The organism is Paenarthrobacter sp. Y-19 (genome assembly GCF_029223985.1).
Lineage (GTDB): Bacteria > Actinomycetota > Actinomycetes > Actinomycetales > Micrococcaceae > Arthrobacter > Arthrobacter nicotinovorans.
Map to the genome: position 1 here is coordinate 1,313,320 of NZ_CP119414.1, position 18,445 is coordinate 1,331,764.

Consider the following 18,445-nt stretch of genomic DNA (forward strand, 5'->3'; position numbering starts at 1 on the left):
CGTATCTCACGGCCGGGCCCCTCGTTGCTAAGGTAGGCCCATGATTCTGCTCACGGGTTTCGAACCGTTCGGCCGGGATACGGTCAATCCCTCCTGGCTTGCCGTCCAGCTCGCCAGGGAGAGCCTCCAGGCAGAGGGGTTCGCCGTGGAGGTCATCGAATTGCCCTGCGTTTTCGGAGAGTCGCTGGAGGTCCTCCACCAGGCCATTTCGCGTCTCACTCCGGAGGTGGTGGTCTGCGCGGGCTTGGCCGGTGGCCGGGACCGGGTATCGCTGGAACGCGTCGCCATCAACTGCGATGATGCCCGGATCCCGGACAACAAGGGCCAGCGCCCCATTGATGAAGAAGTGATCCCCGGAGGACCTGCAGCATACTTCTCCAGCCTGCCGATCAAGGCCGCGCTCAGGAACCTGCAGATCGCGGGGATCAAAGGTGAAATCTCCCAGACAGCCGGTACCTACGTGTGCAACCACGTGTTTTACGGCTTGATGAATTCACTGGCGTCCCGGCCGGGCGTTCGGGGCGGTTTCGTTCACGTTCCCTATCTTCCGGAACAGGTCACGCCGGAAGGGGCAGCCCCATCAATGCCGCTGGAGCTGACGGCCGAGGGGATCGCTGTAGTTGTCCGCACTGCGCTCAACACCCCGTTGGATACCAAACTGCCCGCCGGGGCAATCCACTAGCGAGGGCCATCCACTAGCGAGGGCCATCCACTAGATAAGTTCCCATTCCACCGTGACGCTGGCGGAGATGACAGATTCACCGGCCTCAACCGGCAGGGTCTCTGCGACGTAGGACGCCCGGACCATTCCACCCATGGGAACCGGGCCGCTGTGTACCGGTTGCTGGGAGATGGACACCACGGATCCCAGCCGGGCGGAGGCCAGCGCCGCGTACTGTTCGGCCCGGGCCAAGGCATCCTGCCAGGCGGCTTCCTGGGCTTGTGCCGTGGCGCGGGAGGGGTCGGCCAGTCCTTGCTCCAGGCCGTTGATGCGGATGTCATCGCCGCCGGCTGCGACGGCTGCAGCAATTGCTGCCGGTGCGTCCCCATATGACCGGACACCGACGTGCAGTGTCGTGGACGCTACGTAAGCCGACACCTTCTGGCCTTGACCTTCAACCCACATCACATCGGCCCGCAGGTTCAGCCCGCTCGTCCGCAGGTCCCCGTCCCCGATACCCGCTGCTCGCAAGCTTGCCGCGACGGCGGCCGCTGACGTGCCGGCGTCGTCGTATGCTTTCGCCGCGGTTTCCCGTCGCGTCTCCACGCCCAAAGTCAGCGTCACCAGGTCCGGAGCAGCCGTTGCGCTCCCTGTACCCGTCACGGTGATGGTTCGCTCCATGGCTAAGCCTCGATTCGATCATGGGCAGGATGGTCCTGCCGGCGGTTGGTGGGTTCGATGTAGCCGCCTGCTTCCAGCCCGGCCTGGCGCTCGAACCAGTTACCCAGTCCCGGATTACCGGTCCGGACCATCGACCAGCAGGCCGCAGCCCCGTAAAGGACCAGGAACGGAAGCCCGAGGCAATACGCATATTGCGTGCTGTGCCGCTCCTCGTGGCCCAGCAGCACAGGGTTGGTTCCGGCAACACCGTACGGAGCCCGGTACACAACCACGTTGCCGACGGTAAAGGCCCCGGCAAGGGGGAGCCTCCACTGGTAACCGGACGCAATCAGCAGGCCGCGCGGCCCGCGCGACAACTTCGACCGTGACGTGACGGCCACCGCCAGTCCGAGCGGAGTGGACAGGTTCAGGACGTTGGCGATCTGCCGGAGGCGTTGCGCGGGAGTCATGAAGCCATGCTAGACCCGCGGCGTGTGGCAGGGCGCGGACGGCAGGGATACGCTGTTCGAGCACTCACTCGTGCAGGGGATGAATGGGGAAAGAAACATGAACGTAAAACGCGCCATAGGCGTGCTCGGTGTGCTGATTGCCGTCATGGTGGCCTTGACCGGATGCGTCAAGCTCAACATGTCAGTCAAGGTCAATAACGAGAAAAGCGTCGACTACGAGGTTGTATACGCGATCCAAAAGTCGGTTCTGGGGGACAAGTCCTTCGACGACTTCATGAAGTCCAATGGCGGCGGCAGCCAGGAGATGGACATTCCTGAGGGTGCCACCGTGGTGGACTACGAAGACGACAAGTACAAGGGCAAACGGATCACGGCGGTGAACCTTGACCCGGCCAAGCTGGCCGAATCGTCCAGCTCCGAGAACCCTTTTGATCTGAAAAGGGATGGAGACTTCTATGTCATGTCCATGGGAAGTGTTACGGGAGCTGACAGCAGCGATCCCCAGGCATCCGCCATGGCAAAGTCGATGTTCGACGAAGCGTCCGTCAAGTTCACCTTCCCCGGGAAGATCGTTGAAGCCAACGGTGCAGTCGTTGATGGCAACACTGCAACATTCGACATGCTGTCCATCAAGGAGACGGCTGTTCAGGTAAAGGCCGAGGCCAATGCCGGCATCCCGGGGTGGATCATCTGGACCCTCGTGGCCCTGCTGGTGGTTGCTGCGGCGCTGGTGCTGCTGTTCGTGCTGTTGCGCAGGAAGTCAGCCCGGCAGTCGCCGGCGCTCGCAGGCGCCCCAGTGTACGGCCAGGACGTGAACGGCCCGGGGCAGCCCGGTTACCCCGCACCGCAGTCACCATCGGGACAGCCCGGGTACCCTGCGCCGCAGCCTGGCCAGCCTGGCCAGCCGGCCCAGTCGCCACAGCAGGACTGGGCCGGTCAGGGCTACACGCCCGGCGCGCAGTCCACGCCGCAGCACGGGAATGGTCACGACGACGGCCAGGTACCTCCGCCGCCGGCCGCACCACCGGCTTCGGGCGCCTAAGCGCCCGGCTGCGTACCGCCGTCGTGATGAAAAGCGGCGGCTGTTTCACATAGCGGGATGCGCGCGGGCGGGTTAAATCCCGCATGTGCGCTTCAACTAGACTGAGGGGTAGTGCCCGCCGTCCGCGGCGAGCACTACCCCTTTGTTTTGCAGGCCTGCATTGCCGGCCGCTCCCAACTCGTAGCTAAGAACAGTAGATGACTGACACTTTGCCAGGCGCCGCCATCCCGAATCCGCTGGATGAAGCCGCCATCAACGCCGCCGTCGAGGACGCCATCGCCGCTATTGCGGCCGCGTCTTCCCTTGATGAACTCAAGGCTGTCCGCCTCGCCCACACCGGCGAGAAGTCGCCCCTGAGTCTTGCCAACCGCGAAATCGGTGGCTTGGCCAAGGAACACAAGGCAGCTGCGGGCAAGCTCATGGGCTCCTCGCGTGGCCGGGTCAATCAAGCGCTCGCGGCAAGGACCCAGGTTCTGGAAGCTGAGAATGATGCCCGCATCCTGATCGAGGAAACGGTCGATGTTACAGCGGCCCCGCGTCGTCGCCGCGCCGGTGCCCGCCACCCGCTGTCCACCTTGCAGGACAGGGTGTCGGACATCTTCGTTGGCATGGGTTGGGAGATCGCCGAAGGACCCGAGGTGGAGTCCGAGTGGTTCAACTTCGATGCCCTGAACTTCAAGCCGGACCACCCGGCACGCGAAATGCAGGACACGTTCTTCGTGGAGCCTCCCGAGGCGCACCTGCTCATGCGTACGCACACTTCACCGGTACAGGTTCGTTCCATGCTGGAGCGCGAAGTGCCTATCTATGTCCTGTGCCCGGGCAAGGTCTTCCGGACCGACGAGCTCGACGCGACGCACACACCGGTGTTCCACCAGTTCGAGGGTCTCGCAATCGACAAGAACCTCAGCATGGCTGACCTGCGCGGCACGCTGGAGCATTTCGCACGCCAGATGTTCGGCGACGAAGCCTCCATCCGTCTGCGCCCAAACTACTTCCCGTTCACCGAGCCGTCGGCAGAACTCGACATCTGGCACCCGGGCGCCAAGGGCGGCCCACGCTGGATCGAGTGGGGCGGCTGCGGCATGGTCAACGCCAATGTCCTGCGGGCTGCCGGGATCGATCCGGACATCTATTCAGGTTTTGCTTTCGGTATGGGCATTGAGCGCACGCTCATGTTCCGCAACGAGGTCGGCGACATGCGCGACATGATCGAAGGCGATGTACGTTTCAGCGAGCACTTCGGGATGGAGATCTAACAGTGCGTATCCCACTTTCCTGGTTGCGTGAGTTCGCGCAGGTTCCGGCCGAAGCTACGGCCGAAGATGTCATGGCTGACCTGGTCAAGGTCGGCTTTGAAGAAGAAGATGTCCACCGTCCCACCGATGAGCTGAAGGGCCCTGTGGTTGTCGGGCAGGTGCTGAGCCTGGTCAAGGAGCCGCAGACCAACGGCAAGACCATCAACTGGTGCCAGGTCCGGGTTGTCCCAGAGGGCCAGGAGCAGACCCTCACCGGCAAGGGCATCGACCCCTCCGGCGTGCAGGGCATCATCTGCGGCGCCCACAACTTTGTTGAGGGCGACAAGGTTGTTGTTACCTTGCCCGGAGCCGTACTGCCCGGAAACTTCCAGATCTCGGCCCGCAAGACCTATGGCCACCTGTCTGCCGGCATGATCGCATCCGTGCGAGAGCTGGGCATCGGCGATGACCACGATGGCATTTTGGTCCTCTCCCGCATCGGCCTCGACCCCGAGATCGGCACTGACGCCATGGAGCTGCTGGGTCTGTACGACCAGGCAGCCGAAATCAATGTCACTCCGGACCGCGGCTACGCATTCTCCATCCGTGGGGTTGCCCGCGAGTACGCCCACGCCACGGGAACTTCGTTCGTGGATCCGGCGTCCAAGGTCATCGCGCCTGCTTCCCTGCAGGGTGGCTACGGAGTCAAGCTCAACGACGATGCTCCCATTTACGGCAAGCCGGGCTGCGATCGTTTTGTTGCGCGTACGGTCCGGGGCGTGGATGCCTCCCGCCCCACCCCGCCGTGGATGTCCTCACGCCTCCGCCTGGCCGGCGTACGTTCCATCTCGTTGCCCGTGGATATTTCCAACTACGTGATGTTGGAGCTTGGCCAGCCGAACCACTGCTACGACCTCGACAAGCTTTCGGGCGACATCGTTGTCCGCCGCGCGGTCGCGGGGGAGAAGATCACCACGCTCGATGACAAGGAGCGCACCCTCGACGCCGAGGACCTGCTGATCACGGATGATTCGGGTGCGATCGGCATCGCAGGCGTGATGGGTGGCGCCTACACCGAGGTTTCCGATTCCACCACGAATATCCTTGTGGAAGCCGCGCACTTCGACGAAGTATCCATTGCCCGCTCACGCCGCCGCCACAAGCTGCCGTCCGAGGCGTCCAAGCGCTTCGAACGCGGTGTGGACTGGCATGTCGCCAACGTCGCTGCCCAGCGCGTGGTGGACCTCCTGGTGGAACTCGCCGGAGGTACCGCGGACGAGACCGGTACCGACGTCGGAACGGCGCCTGACGCCGTCGTGATTGAGCTGCCTGCCGGTTATGCCTCCGCGCGCATCGGCATCGACTTCACCGAAGATCAGATCACCACCTCCCTTGAGGACCTGGGGGCCGTGGTGGAGAAGACCTCCTCCGGTTACCGCGTGACTGCACCAAGCTGGCGCAACGACCTCGAAACCAAGGACGACCTCTCCGAGGAAATCGCCCGTCTTGTGGGCTACGACAACATCCCGGCCACCTTGCCGGTGGCTCCTCCGGGACGCGGATTGAGCCGCACGCAGCAGCAGAAGCGCCGCGTCGTGCAGGCCCTGGCCGTTGCCGGGCTGACAGAGGTGCTGTCCTACCCCTTCGTCACGAAGGCAGCCAACGACACCTTCGGAGTGGCGGAGGAAGGCGCTGCCCGTCCGGCGTTGAAGCTCGCCAACCCGATCAGCGAGGAACAGGGGTATCTCCGCACGTCCATCCTGCCGGGCCTGATTGAGGTGGCACGCCGCAACCACTCGCGCGGTTTCCGCGACCTTGCACTCTACGAGGCAGGCTCGGTCTTCCTGCCGGGTGACAAGCTCGGAACGGAGTCCATCCCGCCGTTGGGTGTCAAGCCTTCCGATGAGGTGCTGGATGCACTGTACGACGGCGTCCCCCACCAGCCGCTGCACATCGCCGCGGTCCTGACCGGTCATGATTCTCCGGCTGCCGCCACGCACAAGCCGCGTGCCTGGGACTGGGCCGACGCCCTGGACGTGGCCCGGCTGATCGCTGACGTTTTGGGCGTTGAACTGGTTGTCAGCCAAGGCAGCCACCAGGCATTCCATCCCGGGCGCGCGGCGCAGCTCGCACTGCGCAACGGCGACGTGGTTGGATACGCAGGGGAACTCCACCCCAAGCTCCTTGCTGCGCACGACATGCCTGCGCGTTCAGTAGCGGTTGAGGTGGATGTCGATGCCTTGTTCGAAGCTGCCGCCGACGTGATTGTCGCCAAGCACATCTCCGGGTTCCCGGTGGCGACGCAGGACGTTGCCCTGGTAGTTCCCCTGGACGTGCCGGCCGATCAGGTCCTGTCCGCACTCCGTGAGGGTGCAGGTGAGCTCCTTGAGGACGTCTCGTTGTTCGACGTCTACGTGGGCCCGGGCATCGATGACGGTAAGAAGTCGCTCGCCTTCGGCCTGCGGTTCCGCGCAAACGACCGCACCCTGACGGCGGATGAGGCTTCGGAGGCCCGCGCTGCTGCCGTGGCCGTAGCCGCCGACCGCTTTGGAGCTGTCCAGCGCTAACTCGAATCAAGAAAACCCCGGGACTGCTGTCCCGGGGTTTTCTATTTAACGAGATTCAACTCCCAACATCTTGACAGGCTGTTCACATGTGTATGACAGTTTTGTCATACACATGTGAAGCATGTGTATCACATCCCTCGAACGGTTCCACGGGAGCCGTCCTTTGAAAGGTACCCATGAAGAAGCAGAACATTGCTGTGCTTGTCGGGGCTGCAGTTGTGGCTTTGACGTCCTCGCTTGGTGGAGCTGCGGTAGCGTCAGAGCCGACGCCGCAGGCCGCCATTTCCGGGGTGCAGCCTGTGTCGCACACGGTGGACAAGACGCAGACGTCAGGGTCCGCGGCATCTCCGCTGGCCGACAAGTACACTCTGGCGATGCCCTCCAAGGGTGGCGGCGCTTCCACGGACTCAGTCATCGGCGCTGATGGCAGGGTACGGATCACGAACACCACGGCCGCGCCCAACCGCTCGATCGTGCAGATCGAATTCAACGGAGGCTACATCTGCTCCGGCGCCCTCATTTCGGATGACACCGTGCTGACCGCGGGCCACTGCGTGCACGAAGGTGGCACGGGTTCCACAGCGGATTACTCCTGGGGTGTGAAAGTGGCTCCCGGCCGGAACGGATCAACTGATCCTTACGGTACCTGTGGAGCTACCCAGCTCCTGACGGATCAGCGCTGGATTGATTCGGCCAACACCAATGCCGACTGGGGAGTCATCAAGCTCGACTGCACCATCGGCAACACCACCGGCTGGCTGAACTACACCGGAACGACCACCAGCCTGAACGGAACCACCGCGACGGTCCGGGGCTATCCCGGTGACAAGGCCTTCGGCACCATGTGGTCCATGACCGGTTCCATTGACAGCACCCAGGCCGAGAAGGTCTTTTACAAGATGGACACCTACGGCGGCCAGAGTGGCGCACCCGTCTACAACAGCTCCAACACCATCGTGGCCATCCACACCAACGGAGGCAGCTCGAACTCAGGCACGCGCATCACGCCCACCCTGGCGAGCTACCTGAACTCGGTGAAGTAGCGCCGGTGGGTTAACTCAACAACAGTGTTCCCCGCAGCAATCCTGGCTGCGGGGAACACTGTTGTTTGCCCGGTAAACATCACCACCACGCTACAGTTTGCTGGGGACAAAGCCGCGAAAGGGGTCGTGATGGACGAGCCTGTACTTGAGTTGCGCAGGCTCGACGAAGTTCCAGCTGCCGAGTGCTTCACACGACTCGGCAAACCCGCTCAGCAACGTGCGCTCCATTTAGCCAACCCCAAGGACCGTGAAGAATTCGTCGCTGGCCGGCTGGCCCTGCTGAATTTTGCCGCCTCGCTTCTCGACGTCGATCCCGTACACCTCGGGCCTGATTATCATTGCCCGCAATGCGGTCCCGGCCAGGATCACGGTCGCCCCGGCTTCCTTCTCGACGGCGGTCCGGCGCCTCTGCTGCTGAGCGCATCCCGGGCGTCGGGCTGGGTGCTGCTGGCCGGCGTCGTGCATCCAACAGATGGCTCCCGGCTGGGAGTGGATCTGGAAGCGATAGAGGGGGTTGGCTTCGACGGATTCGATGACGTGGCCCTGACTGAAAGCGAGAAGCGTTTCCTGGTGTCCTTCCCGGAACAGGACCAAGCCACGCTGCGGGCCCGGCTCTGGGCACGCAAGGAAGCCTGGCTGAAGATGACCGGCGAGGGACTGCGGCATAACCCAGCAGGGCTGGATGTGCTGGGCCTGCCCGGTCTGCACGACATCACCCACATGCAACTACCTGACGGACTGGTGGCCGCCCTGGCCCTGGGCTAACGTGCTGCAGGCAGCGGCGGAAGCGCGGCTTCGTATAGCCAGGGCCGGAGAATTCCAGCAGCACCGATCCCCGGAATGAAGGCGTCTGCAGCTGCAATGAACGATTCCGTGGATACTGACCCGTGCCGGTTCGCGGCGGTCCACTCCTGCAGGAAGCCAAAGAACGCTTCATCCCCGGCAGCCATCCGCAGAGCGTGGACGGCCAGCGCCCCGCGCTTGTAGACACGGTCATCGAACATCAGCTCCGGGCCGGGGTCGCCCACCAGCAGGTCCTGGGGCCCGGCGTCGAGCCTCTTCCATGCAGCCGATGCCCGCGCCGCAACAGTCATGGTGCCGGATTCCTCGGACCACAACCATTCGGCGTAGCAGGCAAATCCCTCATGAAGCCAAATGTCCTTCCAGTTGCTGACCGTCAGCGAATTCCCAAACCATTGGTGGGAGAGCTCGTGGGCGATCAGCCGCTGGGAATCCCAGGCATCCTTCATGTGGTTTCGGCCGAAAATGGAGACCGTCTGGGCTTCCAACGGAATTTCCAGCTCGTCTTCGGTGACCACCGAGGTGTAGTCCGCGAACGGGTACGGGCCGAAGCAGTCCTCGAATGTCCGCATCATGTCCGGTTGGCGACGCAGCCCCTGAAGGGCGTCCCCGGTCATTTCAGGAGTCACGGCAACGTACTGGGGGACCCGGTGGTGTGCGCCGTCCACCTGCAGCGGCACTTTGGCGTAACGGCCTATTTGAACGGTGGCCAGGTAGGTCGCCATCGGCTCAACCTGCTCATAGACCCACGTTTCCCGGCTGGATTTGCGGGAATGGGACACGAGCCTGCCGTTGCACACCGGGCGGTAGTTCTCGTCAGTGGTCACGGAAATCAGGAAGCTGGACTTGTATCGGGGGTGGTCATTGCAGGGGAACCATGAGGCCGCGCCGTTGGGCTGGCCGGCCACCAGTACGCCGTCGTTCAGTTCTTCCCAACCCACGTCGCCCCACAACCCGCGCCGTGGTTGCGGATTGCCGTCATAGCGGATCTCCAGGGAAAACTGCTGCCCGGTTTTGAGGGCCGAGGCCGGATTGAGGACCAGGTGCTCGGCACGGTGGCTGAATTTCTGCACCTTCTTGCCGTCCATATGCACCTTCGACGCCCGCAAGCCCACCAGGTCCAGGACAATCTGTGTGCTTGCTTCCAAAGCTGTGCACTTCAGGACCGCTCTGCCCATCAGCTTGTTGCTGCCCAGTCTGACATCGAGCTCCAGCTCGTATCGGTCCACCCGGTAGCGCGTGCTTCCGTGGTCCAGGGTGTAGGGGTCGGGACTGGGGGTGCTGATGGGTGCGGTCATTAGCTCCCAATCTACTTGAGACGGGGAGCTTGTGCTGACGGACCCACCCACGGGCTCACCGGGTTACCCATCCAGTATGTCCCTGCGGGGACGGTTTCGCCGCGCATGACCAACGACGCCGGACCAACAGTCCCGCCGTCACCGATACTGGCCGCGGGGAGGATGACGCCGTGCGGCCCCATCGTGGCCCCATTGCCCAGTGTCACGGTGTCCAGGCTCATGACGCGATCATGGAACAGGTGCGTTTGGACGACACAACCCCGGTTGACGGTGGAGTTCTCGCCCAAGGTTACGAGGTCGGCTTCGGGCAGCCAATAGCTTTCGCACCACGTGCCGCGGCCAATCTTCGCACCGAGGCCGCGGAGCCACCACACCAGGGCCGGAGTGCCCGCCGCCGACCTGGCAAACCACGGCGCGCTGACCATTTCGATGAAGGTGTCCACCACCTCGTTGCGCCAAATGAACGAACTCCACAGGGGGTGTTCGCCGGCCCGGATGGTTCCCACCAGAACCCATTTGGCAACAATGGAGCTGAGTGCTGCCACCGCTCCAGCGGCCAGCATCACGATGCCGCACAGCAGGGCGGCAATCCAGTAGCCCCATCCGCGCGCAATCCAGTCCAGGAACACCATGACGGCCACGGCGATGGAAACAGTGAGGATGACGGGCACCAGCCGGCACAGTTCCCACAACGCCCGTGCCAGCTTGAGTTTGAACGGCGGCTTGAAGGTTCGGCTCTGGTCAGCGTCGACGGCGGTGCGGCGCAACCTCACAGGCGGGCTGCCCAGCCACGATGTTCCGGACTTCGCTTTGGCCGGGGTGGCTGACAATACCGCGACGAGGGAATTCTTGGGCACATTGCGTCCGGCAGCAGTCATGCCCGAGTTGCCGAGGAAGGAGCGTTTCCCGATCTTGGCCGGGGCAATCTTCATCCAGCCGCCACCGAGTTCGTAGGAAGCCACCATGGTGTCGTCGGCGAGGAACGCGCCGTCGCCGATGGTGGTCATCCTGGGGACCAGCAGCACCGTCGAGGCTTCCACGTTCTTGCCCACTTTGGCTCCCAGCAAGCGCAACCAGACAGGTGTGAACAGGCTGGCGTAGATGGGGAAGAGAAGGTCCCGTGCCATGTCCAGGAGGCGTTCAGTTGCCCACACCTGCCAGCCGATGCGGCTGCGGACGCGGTAATGCCCCTCTTTGAGTCCCACGCCCAGGAGCCTGGCCATCAAAAGAATCAGAAGGAGGTTACCGAGGAACCACACCAGCGCTGCCAACGGTGCGGACAGGGCGATCCCGGGGAGCGCGGTTTCCAAGGAATCGTGTCCTTGAATGAAGGCGAGGATGACCATGGCACCGGCGAAGGCAGAGATGTAGGGGATCAGGGCGAGCAGGGCCGACGCGCCAGCAAAAGCAAGGAGCCACAGCCGGTCGACCGCCGAACGACGGATCATCGCTTCGGGCCAATCGTGTTTGGCCTTGCCGCGCCGTTCCGCCGGTGACCCCGCCACCAGATGGCCGGCCTTGACCTTGCCGAAAACTGCGGAGCCAGGCTCTACGTGGGCCCCGGCGCCGATGCTGGCTCCAGGCATGAGCGTGCTGCGGGAACCCACAACGGCGCCCGCACCAACATGGACCTGGCCAATGTGGACCGAATCGCCATCCACCCACCAACCGGACAGGTCCACCTCGGGCTCAATGTTCGCTCCGCTGCCCAGTGACAGGAGGCCGGTGACGGGCGGAAGCGAGTGAAGGTGCACGTCCCGGCCGATTTTGGCCCCGAGGGCACGCGCATAGTAGGGAACGAACGGGGCGCTGGCCAGCCCGATGGCGCCGGACAGGTCCTGGATCTGTTCGGCCAGCCACAGCCGCAAGTGGGTCTTGCCGGACCTGGGGTAGGTACCGGGCTCGACCCTTCCCAGCAGCAATCGTGCCGCCACCACGGAGATGGCCATGCGTCCCAGTGGGCTGACGAAGATCAGCCAGGACAAGCCGATCCACCACCAGGAAACGACCGGAGCGGCAGAAAAACCGGCGAAGTCAGCCAGCAACTTGTTGGCAGCCATGAGATAGGTCAGCCAACGCATTCCCACCAGGATGTGCAACGGAACGCCCATCAGGACTTGGAAGATCTGCGACTTCAAGGCGGTGGGGCGGACGGTTCGCTCGGCAGCGGGACCCGGGGCGCCGCCGTCGGGAAGTGACTGGCGGGCGGCGTCGATCAGTGCGCCGACGCGCGGTGTCGCGTAAATATCGGCGACGGTAATGGTGGGGTACCTGACGCGAAGTGCGGAGACGAGCTGGGCCGCTGCCAGGGACCCGCCACCATAGGCGAAGAAATCGGCGTCGAGCGAACTCACGGGACTGCCGAGGACCGCTTCCCATTGCTCCACCACCCAGCGGGCGTCATCGGGCAGGTTCAAGGGGGCGTTGCTCGCCTCCGTAGCGCCGGCGCCGGCCAGCGGCCAGGGGAGCGCGTGGCGATCCACCTTGCCGCTGGTCTTGGTGGGCAACGAATCCACCACGGTCAGCAAGGGGATCAACGCAGCCGGAAGGCTTTCGCCAAGCAACCTGCGGGCTTCGTCCATGCTCAGCTCGTAACCGTCAACCGGGGCCAGATAGCCCACCAGGATCTGGTTGCCGGCGGCGGTCGTCTGCACGGCAGCAGCCGCACCGGCGACGCCGGGCAAGGACTGCAACGCTGCATCGACCTCGCCCAGTTCAATCCTGCGCCCGCCGAGTTTGACCTGTTCATCGGCCCGGCCCATGAAGATCAGGCCCTCGGCTTCGAACCGCACCAGGTCACCCGAGCGGTAGGCCCGGTCCCAGCCCAGCGTGGGCATGGGTGCGTACTTCTCGGCGTCCTTGGCGGGATCGAGGTAGCGCGCAAGGCCGACGCCGCCGATGATGAGTTCGCCGATGTCACCTTCGGCAACCGGAACACCACTGGAATCGACGACGGCGAGGTCCCACCCGTCCAGCGGAAGCCCGATCCGCACGGGGCCGGGTCCGCCCAAGGGAGCGGCGCACGCAACGACGGTGGCTTCCGTGGGGCCGTAGGTGTTCCAGACTTCGCGACCGTCCACAGCGAGCCGCTCGGCGAGCTCCGGAGGGCAGGCTTCGCCACCGAAAATGAGAAGACGCACGTTTTCCAGTGCCTCGGCCGGCCACAGGGCGGCGAGCGTCGGCACTGTGGACACCACGGTGATGCCGTGGTTGATCAGCCAGGGACCGAGGTCCATTCCGGTGCGGACCAGAGCGCGGGGCGCAGGCACCAGACACGCTCCATGGCGCCAGGCCAGCCACATCTCTTCGCACGAGGCGTCGAAGGCCACCGAGAGGCCGGCAAGCACCCGGTCCTGGGGGCCGATGGGTTCGGCCTGGAGGAAGAGCCTGGCTTCGGCGTCCACGAAGGCGGCGGACGAACGGTGCTTGACGGCCACACCCTTGGGAGTGCCGGTGGATCCCGAAGTGAAAATGATCCAGGAATCATCGTCCAGCCCAGGTTTTGCCGGATTGGAGAGAGGTGCGCGCGAAGCATCGGAAAGCCGGACGTCCAGCCCCGCACCGATGACTGCCGCCACTTTGGCCTCCCCGAACACCAAGCGTGCCCGTTCCTCGGGATCGTCGGCGTCGACGGGCACGTAGGCGGCCCCGGCCATCAGGATGCCGAGGATAGCCACGTAGAGCTCATTGGTTCCGGAAGGGATGCGGACACCGATTTTCGCACCAGGGCCCAGACCCGCTGTGTTCAGGGTCCGGGCAAAAGAGCTGACGGCGACGAGAAGTTCGGTGTAGCTAAGTGACTTGTGGCCGTCGTCCAGCGCTGAGGACTCCGGAAAGGAAGCCGCGGTGGCCTCCAGGATGTCCACGAGGGTACGTTCGGCAGGTGCTGCGGTGCCGCCCGGCAGCTGGGGGCGGTACGTGGTCGGGGCAGGCGTCTGCCCGGCCCCCACGGAATGTTCTGTGCTCACGGGCTCAGCTTTTCGCAGGAAGGTGAACAAAAGATGTCGGTGGCTTCTTGCCCGTCACAGTCCGTTGCTGCGATGTTCGCCTGAACGTCACCGGGAGTTTGGGAGTTTGGGGACGGGCGCTGCCCCTACGGGACAAGCCAGTCGTCACAGGACAAGCCGGTCGTCATGGGACAAGCCGGCCGTCACGGGACCAGCAGGACCTTGCCGGTGGTCCGGCGTCCCTCCAGGTCCCTGTGGGCCTGGGCCGCTTCGGCCAGGGGGTACGTGGCGCCGACCCTGACAGCAAGAGTGCCGTTGGCTGCGGCGTCGAAAATTTCGGCCGAGCGCCACCGGCGTTCCTGGGCATTCTGTACAAAGTGCGCCATGGTGGGCCTGGTGAGTGTCAACGAGCCTGCCGCGTTCAACCGCTGTGGATCAAACGGCGGCACCGGTCCCGAGGCTGCGCCGAACAGCACCATGGCCCCACGGATCCGCAGGCTTCTCAGAGAGTCATCGAAGGTGTCCTTGCCAACGCCGTCGTAGACGACGTTGACGCCCTCGCCGTCGGTGAGTTCACGGACCTTGTCGGCGAAGCCCTCATAGCGCAGGACGTCATCAGCCCCGGCGAGAGTGGACAGATCGGCCTTCTCGTCGGAGGACACGGTGGTGATGACCCGGGCCCCGCGGGCCTTCAGCAGTTGGGTCAACAGCAAGCCTACTCCGCCGGCTCCGGCGTGCAGAAGCACCGTGTGGCCGGGCTCAACCCGGAAAGAGGAGTTCATCAGGTAGTGGGCCGTTATTCCCTGCAGCGGCAGGGCGGCGGCGGTGTGGTCATCGACGCCGGCAGGAACCGGGAGCGCCCTGGCGGCGTCCACCAGGGCGTACTCCGCGTAGGTCCTGGTTCCTTCGGCCGTGGCAATGCGGTCGCCGATGGCAAACTCTTCAATGCCCTCGCCTACCGCCTCCACGACGCCGGCTGCTTCGGCGCCGGGGGTGAAGGGGTAGTCCACCTTGTAGGTGCCATTGCGCTGGTAGGTCTCGATGAAGTTGACCCCGGCAGCTGCGACTTTGATCAGCAGCTGCCCGGGGCCCGGTGCCGGTACTTCGACGGAAGCGAACTCGAGGACCTCCGGTCCTCCGGGCTGCTGTGCAACGATTGCGTGCGTCATGGTGGCTCCTTACTCCGGGGCGGACCTTCCGGTGCCCGGTTCCAGAACCCATCCTAGGGAGGTTGGGGCCTCCCGTGTCGAACGCCTAGAAGCGTCCGTGCGTCGATGCCACGGGGCAATCGAATCCGCGGCCCGCTGCCAGGCCGACTTCGTTCAGGTACCGGACCACGATGCCGTAGGACTGCATCAGCGTGGTTTCGGTGTAGGAGATCGAATGCTTGGCGCAGAATTCGCGGACGATCTTTGTGGCCTTGTACAAGTGGGGGCGGGCCATGTCCGGGAACAAGTGGTGCTCCACCTGCCGGTTGAGTCCGCCCAGGAGGAAGTCCATGAAGATGCCGCCGGAGATGTTGCGCGAGGTCAGGATCTGACGGTTGAGGAAGTCCACGCGGCTGTCCTTGGGGAGGACGGGCATGCCCTTGTGGTTCGGCGCAAACGAAGCTCCCATGTAGAAGCCGTAGACCATGATCTGGACACCGAGGAAGGCAAAAGCCATCCCGATGGGCAGGAAGGTGAAAGCCAGTACGGGAAGGGCCGTGAGCCTTGCCAGCAGGATGGGTGCCTCTACCCAGCGGTGACGTACGTTCTGCTTGCCGAGCACGAAACGAAGCGAGTCGAACTGAAGGCTCAGGCCAAGCAACGTCAGGAGGGGGAAGAAGAACCACCCCTGCTTCTTCGTGAGGAACGCCAGGCGGCCCTTGCGTTCTGCTGCTGCATCCTCGTAGAAGACCAAGGCGTTGTTCCGGATGTCGGGGTCCTTGGAAATGACGTTGGGGTGGTTGTGGTGGGCGCCGTGTTTCTGTTCCCACCAGGAGTAGCTGATGCCGGCAATGCCTGTGGCCAGGAGACGGGCTGACCAATCGTTGGCGCGGCGTGAAGCGAAGATCTGCTTGTGTCCGGCCTCATGGGCCAGGAAGCTGAGCTGTGTGCAGAGAATACCGACTGCGGCGGCGATGAGGAGTTGGTACCAGGACTCGCCCAAGAGGGCGAAGCCGAGCCAGGTGCCGGCCATGAGCAGTATCAGGGCTACGAAAACCCAGATGTAGAAGCCGCTGCGGCGCTCAAGGAGCCCTGCGGACTTGACGGTCTTGAGGAGCTCTGAGTAGCTCTGAACGACGGGATTTGGCTGAATTGCGCGTGCTTTGGGGCGCTCAGCGGTGGACGTGGGTGCCATATATGTGCCCCGTATCGCTAACGGGCAACGCTGCAGCCGACGTTCGGACTGCACGGTCTGGATCACCCTCCACTAAGCATACGCGCAATGTCCTAACAAATGTGACAGCTCACATTGGGCATGCATAAATATCGGACAGCATGAATATTCTTGCTGTATAGTGGAGTTATGACTATTTCTGTTGCCGTCTCCGGTGCCAGCGGCTACGCCGGGGGAGAAGTGCTGCGCTTGCTTGCGGGCCATCCGAACGTCACCATCGGTGCCATTACCGCACACAGCAACGCCGGTTCCAGACTAGGGGAGTTGCAGCCACATCTCCACGGTTTGGCCAGCCGGATACTGGAAGACACCACGGTGGAGAACCTCTCCGGCCATGACGTTGTGTTCCTGGCCCTGCCGCACGGCACCTCTGCCGGGATCGCGGCACAGTTGCCGGAAGGCACTGTAGTCATCGACGCCGGCGCGGACCACCGCTTGCAGGACGCCTCAGCGTGGGAGAAGTTTTACGGCTCCGAACATGCGGGCACCTGGCCGTACGGCCTGCCCGAACTGCCGGGCCAGCGCGAGGTTCTCAAGGGCGCAACCCGGATCGCCGTGCCTGGCTGCTATCCGACGTCGGCCCTGCTGGCCTTGACGCCAGGGTTCGCCAACAATCTCCTCCAGCCGGACGACGTCGTGATTGTTTCCGCCTCAGGCACCTCAGGTGCCGGCAAAGCGGCCAAGGTCAACCTGATCGGCTCGGAGGTCATGGGTTCCATGAGCCCCTACGGCGTGGGTGGCGGTCATCGCCACACGCCCGAGATCGAACAGGGACTGTCCAATGCGGCAGGGGAATCCGTGACAGTGTCGTTCACCCCTACGCTCGCTCCGATGAGCCGCGGCATCCTCACCACTGCTACAGCGAAAGTGCGGCTGCAGGATGGTCGCAGTGTCGCTGAAGCCGAGCTTCGCCAGGCGTGGGCGGATGCCTACGACGACGAACCGTTCGTGCACCTGCTGCCCGAGGGCCAGTGGCCAACCACCAAGTCGGTGCAGGGTTCCAACCATGCCGTCATGCAGCTGGCGTTCGACCAGCACACCGGCCGTGTCATCGTCACCTGCGCCATCGACAACCTCACCAAGGGGACAGCCGGCGGAGCCGTGCAATCCATGAACATTGCCCTCGGCCTGGACGAAACAGCCGGCCTGAACCTGCAGGGAGTTGCACCGTGACCATTACCGCACCCAAGGGATTCCGGGCCGCCGGCATCACAGCCGGCATCAAGGCCTCAGGCAAGCCGGATCTGGCACTCGTCGTCAACGATGGTCCGTCCAAGGCGGCCGCCGCGGTTTTCACCTCCAACCGCGTGGCAGCTGCCCCTGTTCACTGGTCCCGCCAAGTTGTCAGCGATGGCCGCGTGGATGCCGTAGTGCTGAACTCCGGCGGCGCCAACGCCTGCACCGGCCCGCAGGGCTTCCAGAACACCCACGCAACCGCTGAGAAAGTGGCGGCGGTGCTGGGAATCTCAGCTTCCGACGTCGTGGTGTGCTCCACCGGGCTGATCGGCGAGCAGCTGCCCATGGACAAGATCATCCCGGGTGTCGAAGCCGCCGCCAAGGAGCTCTCCGAGGACGGTGGCGCAGCCGCGGCAACCGCCATCATGACCACGGACAGCGTCTCCAAGGAAGCTGTCTTCGCGGGTAAGGATGCAGAAGGCAAGCCGTTCACCGTCGGCGGTATCGCCAAGGGTGCGGGGATGCTGGCTCCAGGCCTGGCCACCATGCTGGTGGTCCTTACCACCGACGCTGAAGTACCTGCGAACGAGCTCGACGTAGTGCTCCGGGACGCCACGCGCGTCACGTTCGACCGTGCAGACTCGGATGGCTGCATGTCCACGAACGACACCGTGGTGCTGCTCGCTTCAGGTGCTTCCGAGGCCCTGCCGTCGGCAGAGCAACTCAGCGAAGCGGTAACCGCCGTCTGCGCTGAGCTTGCCCGCAAGCTGATCGGCGACGCCGAAGGTGCCAGCCACGACATCGCCATCCGCACCTTCAATGCCGCCAGCGAACGTGACGCTGAAACCGTCAGCCGCTCCGTGGCCCGCTCCAACCTCTTCAAAGCGGCCATCTTCGGCAAAGACCCCAACTGGGGCCGCGTGCTGTCCGCCGTAGGAACCACCGACGCTGTGTTCGAAGCGGACCAGCTCAACGTCGCCATGAACGGCATCCAGATCTGCCGCAACGGTGCGATCGGTGATGACCGGAACCTGGTGGACCTCGAACCGCGCGAAGTGCTCGTGGAAATTGATCTCCAGGCCGGCGACGCCGAAGCGACTATTTGGACCAACGACCTCACGCACGACTACGTGCACGAGAACAGCGCCTACTCGAGCTGA

General features: G+C 64.0%; 14 protein-coding genes. 8 read left to right on the forward strand and 6 right to left on the reverse strand.

Annotated features, from left to right (window positions below):
- The first annotated feature begins 40 nt into the window (after positions 1-40).
- Positions 41-682, forward strand: a complete 642-nt coding sequence (gene pcp / locus PYR64_RS06080) for a pyroglutamyl-peptidase I (protein WP_275778904.1) — start codon at positions 41-43, stop codon at positions 680-682.
- A gap of 30 nt (positions 683-712) precedes the next feature.
- On the opposite strand, the gene PYR64_RS06085 is transcribed toward pcp, so the two are convergent.
- Positions 713-1,342, reverse strand: coding sequence for an SIMPL domain-containing protein (locus PYR64_RS06085; protein ID WP_275778906.1), 630 nt, complete (start codon positions 1,340-1,342; stop codon positions 713-715).
- Between the two features lie 2 nt (positions 1,343-1,344).
- Positions 1,345-1,791: a hypothetical protein gene (locus PYR64_RS06090; protein WP_018779102.1), complete on the reverse strand. Its 447-nt coding sequence runs from the start codon at positions 1,789-1,791 to the stop codon at positions 1,345-1,347.
- A gap of 97 nt (positions 1,792-1,888) precedes the next feature.
- Here PYR64_RS06090 and PYR64_RS06095 point away from each other — a divergent pair, with 97 nt between their 5' ends.
- The 5 genes from PYR64_RS06095 (at position 1,889) to PYR64_RS06115 (ending at position 8,446) form a co-directional block, all read left to right on the forward strand.
- Positions 1,889-2,833, forward strand: a complete 945-nt coding sequence (locus PYR64_RS06095; protein WP_275778908.1) for a hypothetical protein — start codon at positions 1,889-1,891, stop codon at positions 2,831-2,833.
- 197 nt (positions 2,834-3,030) lie between these two features.
- Positions 3,031-4,092: a phenylalanine--tRNA ligase subunit alpha gene (gene pheS, locus PYR64_RS06100; RefSeq protein ID WP_039240644.1), complete on the forward strand. Its 1,062-nt coding sequence runs from the start codon at positions 3,031-3,033 to the stop codon at positions 4,090-4,092.
- 2 nt (positions 4,093-4,094) lie between these two features.
- A complete protein-coding gene (gene pheT, locus PYR64_RS06105; protein ID WP_275778911.1) occupies positions 4,095-6,638 on the forward strand; it encodes a phenylalanine--tRNA ligase subunit beta in 2,544 nt (847 codons plus the stop codon).
- A 176-nt stretch (positions 6,639-6,814) separates the two neighbouring features.
- Positions 6,815-7,681 (forward strand): serine protease, encoded by an 867-nt coding sequence (locus PYR64_RS06110; RefSeq protein ID WP_039240648.1) that lies wholly within the window; start codon positions 6,815-6,817, stop codon positions 7,679-7,681.
- Between the two features lie 129 nt (positions 7,682-7,810).
- Positions 7,811-8,446, forward strand: a complete 636-nt coding sequence (locus PYR64_RS06115) for a 4'-phosphopantetheinyl transferase family protein (protein ID WP_275778913.1) — start codon at positions 7,811-7,813, stop codon at positions 8,444-8,446.
- Here the strand turns inward: PYR64_RS06115 and PYR64_RS06120 are convergent.
- The 4 genes from PYR64_RS06120 to PYR64_RS06135 form a co-directional block, all read right to left on the reverse strand.
- Positions 8,443-9,780: a M1 family metallopeptidase gene (locus PYR64_RS06120; RefSeq protein WP_275778915.1), complete on the reverse strand. Its 1,338-nt coding sequence runs from the start codon at positions 9,778-9,780 to the stop codon at positions 8,443-8,445. The genes PYR64_RS06115 and PYR64_RS06120 overlap by 4 nt on opposite strands.
- An 11-nt stretch (positions 9,781-9,791) precedes the next feature.
- Positions 9,792-13,748 carry a Pls/PosA family non-ribosomal peptide synthetase gene (locus PYR64_RS06125; protein ID WP_275778917.1) on the reverse strand — a complete coding sequence of 1,319 codons (3,957 nt, stop codon included), beginning with the start codon at positions 13,746-13,748 and terminating at the stop codon, positions 9,792-9,794.
- 182 nt (positions 13,749-13,930) lie between these two features.
- Entirely contained in the window at positions 13,931-14,896 is a 966-nt protein-coding gene (locus PYR64_RS06130) for a quinone oxidoreductase (RefSeq protein WP_275778919.1), read from the reverse strand.
- A gap of 85 nt (positions 14,897-14,981) precedes the next feature.
- The gene (locus PYR64_RS06135; protein ID WP_018779111.1) at positions 14,982-16,070 is read right to left on the reverse strand and encodes an acyl-CoA desaturase; all 1,089 of its coding nucleotides are present in this window, start codon (positions 16,068-16,070) and stop codon (positions 14,982-14,984) included.
- A 168-nt stretch (positions 16,071-16,238) separates the two neighbouring features.
- Between PYR64_RS06135 and argC the strand changes: the two genes are divergently transcribed.
- Together argC and argJ are read left to right on the forward strand one after the other, a co-directional pair.
- Positions 16,239-17,282 carry an N-acetyl-gamma-glutamyl-phosphate reductase gene (argC, locus tag PYR64_RS06140; RefSeq protein WP_193589708.1) on the forward strand — a complete coding sequence of 348 codons (1,044 nt, stop codon included), beginning with the start codon at positions 16,239-16,241 and terminating at the stop codon, positions 17,280-17,282.
- Positions 17,279-18,445 carry a bifunctional glutamate N-acetyltransferase/amino-acid acetyltransferase ArgJ gene (gene argJ / locus PYR64_RS06145; RefSeq protein ID WP_039240658.1) on the forward strand — a complete coding sequence of 389 codons (1,167 nt, stop codon included), beginning with the start codon at positions 17,279-17,281 and terminating at the stop codon, positions 18,443-18,445. Before argC ends, argJ begins: the two co-directional genes overlap by 4 nt.

Coding starts and splice junctions, on each gene's coding strand:
- PYR64_RS06090 (WP_018779102.1), bottom strand. CDS start 1,791: ATGACTCCCGCGCAACGCCTCCGGCAGATCGCCAACGTCCTGAACCTG.
- pheS (WP_039240644.1), top strand. CDS start 3,031: ATGACTGACACTTTGCCAGGCGCCGCCATCCCGAATCCGCTGGATGAA.
- PYR64_RS06085 (WP_275778906.1), bottom strand. CDS start 1,342: ATGGAGCGAACCATCACCGTGACGGGTACAGGGAGCGCAACGGCTGCT.
- PYR64_RS06110 (WP_039240648.1), top strand. CDS start 6,815: ATGAAGAAGCAGAACATTGCTGTGCTTGTCGGGGCTGCAGTTGTGGCT.
- PYR64_RS06120 (WP_275778915.1), bottom strand. CDS start 9,780: ATGACCGCACCCATCAGCACCCCCAGTCCCGACCCCTACACCCTGGAC.
- PYR64_RS06130 (WP_275778919.1), bottom strand. CDS start 14,896: ATGACGCACGCAATCGTTGCACAGCAGCCCGGAGGACCGGAGGTCCTC.
- PYR64_RS06135 (WP_018779111.1), bottom strand. CDS start 16,070: ATGGCACCCACGTCCACCGCTGAGCGCCCCAAAGCACGCGCAATTCAG.
- argC (WP_193589708.1), top strand. CDS start 16,239: ATGACTATTTCTGTTGCCGTCTCCGGTGCCAGCGGCTACGCCGGGGGA.
- PYR64_RS06115 (WP_275778913.1), top strand. CDS start 7,811: ATGGACGAGCCTGTACTTGAGTTGCGCAGGCTCGACGAAGTTCCAGCT.
- pcp (WP_275778904.1), top strand. CDS start 41: ATGATTCTGCTCACGGGTTTCGAACCGTTCGGCCGGGATACGGTCAAT.
- PYR64_RS06095 (WP_275778908.1), top strand. CDS start 1,889: ATGAACGTAAAACGCGCCATAGGCGTGCTCGGTGTGCTGATTGCCGTC.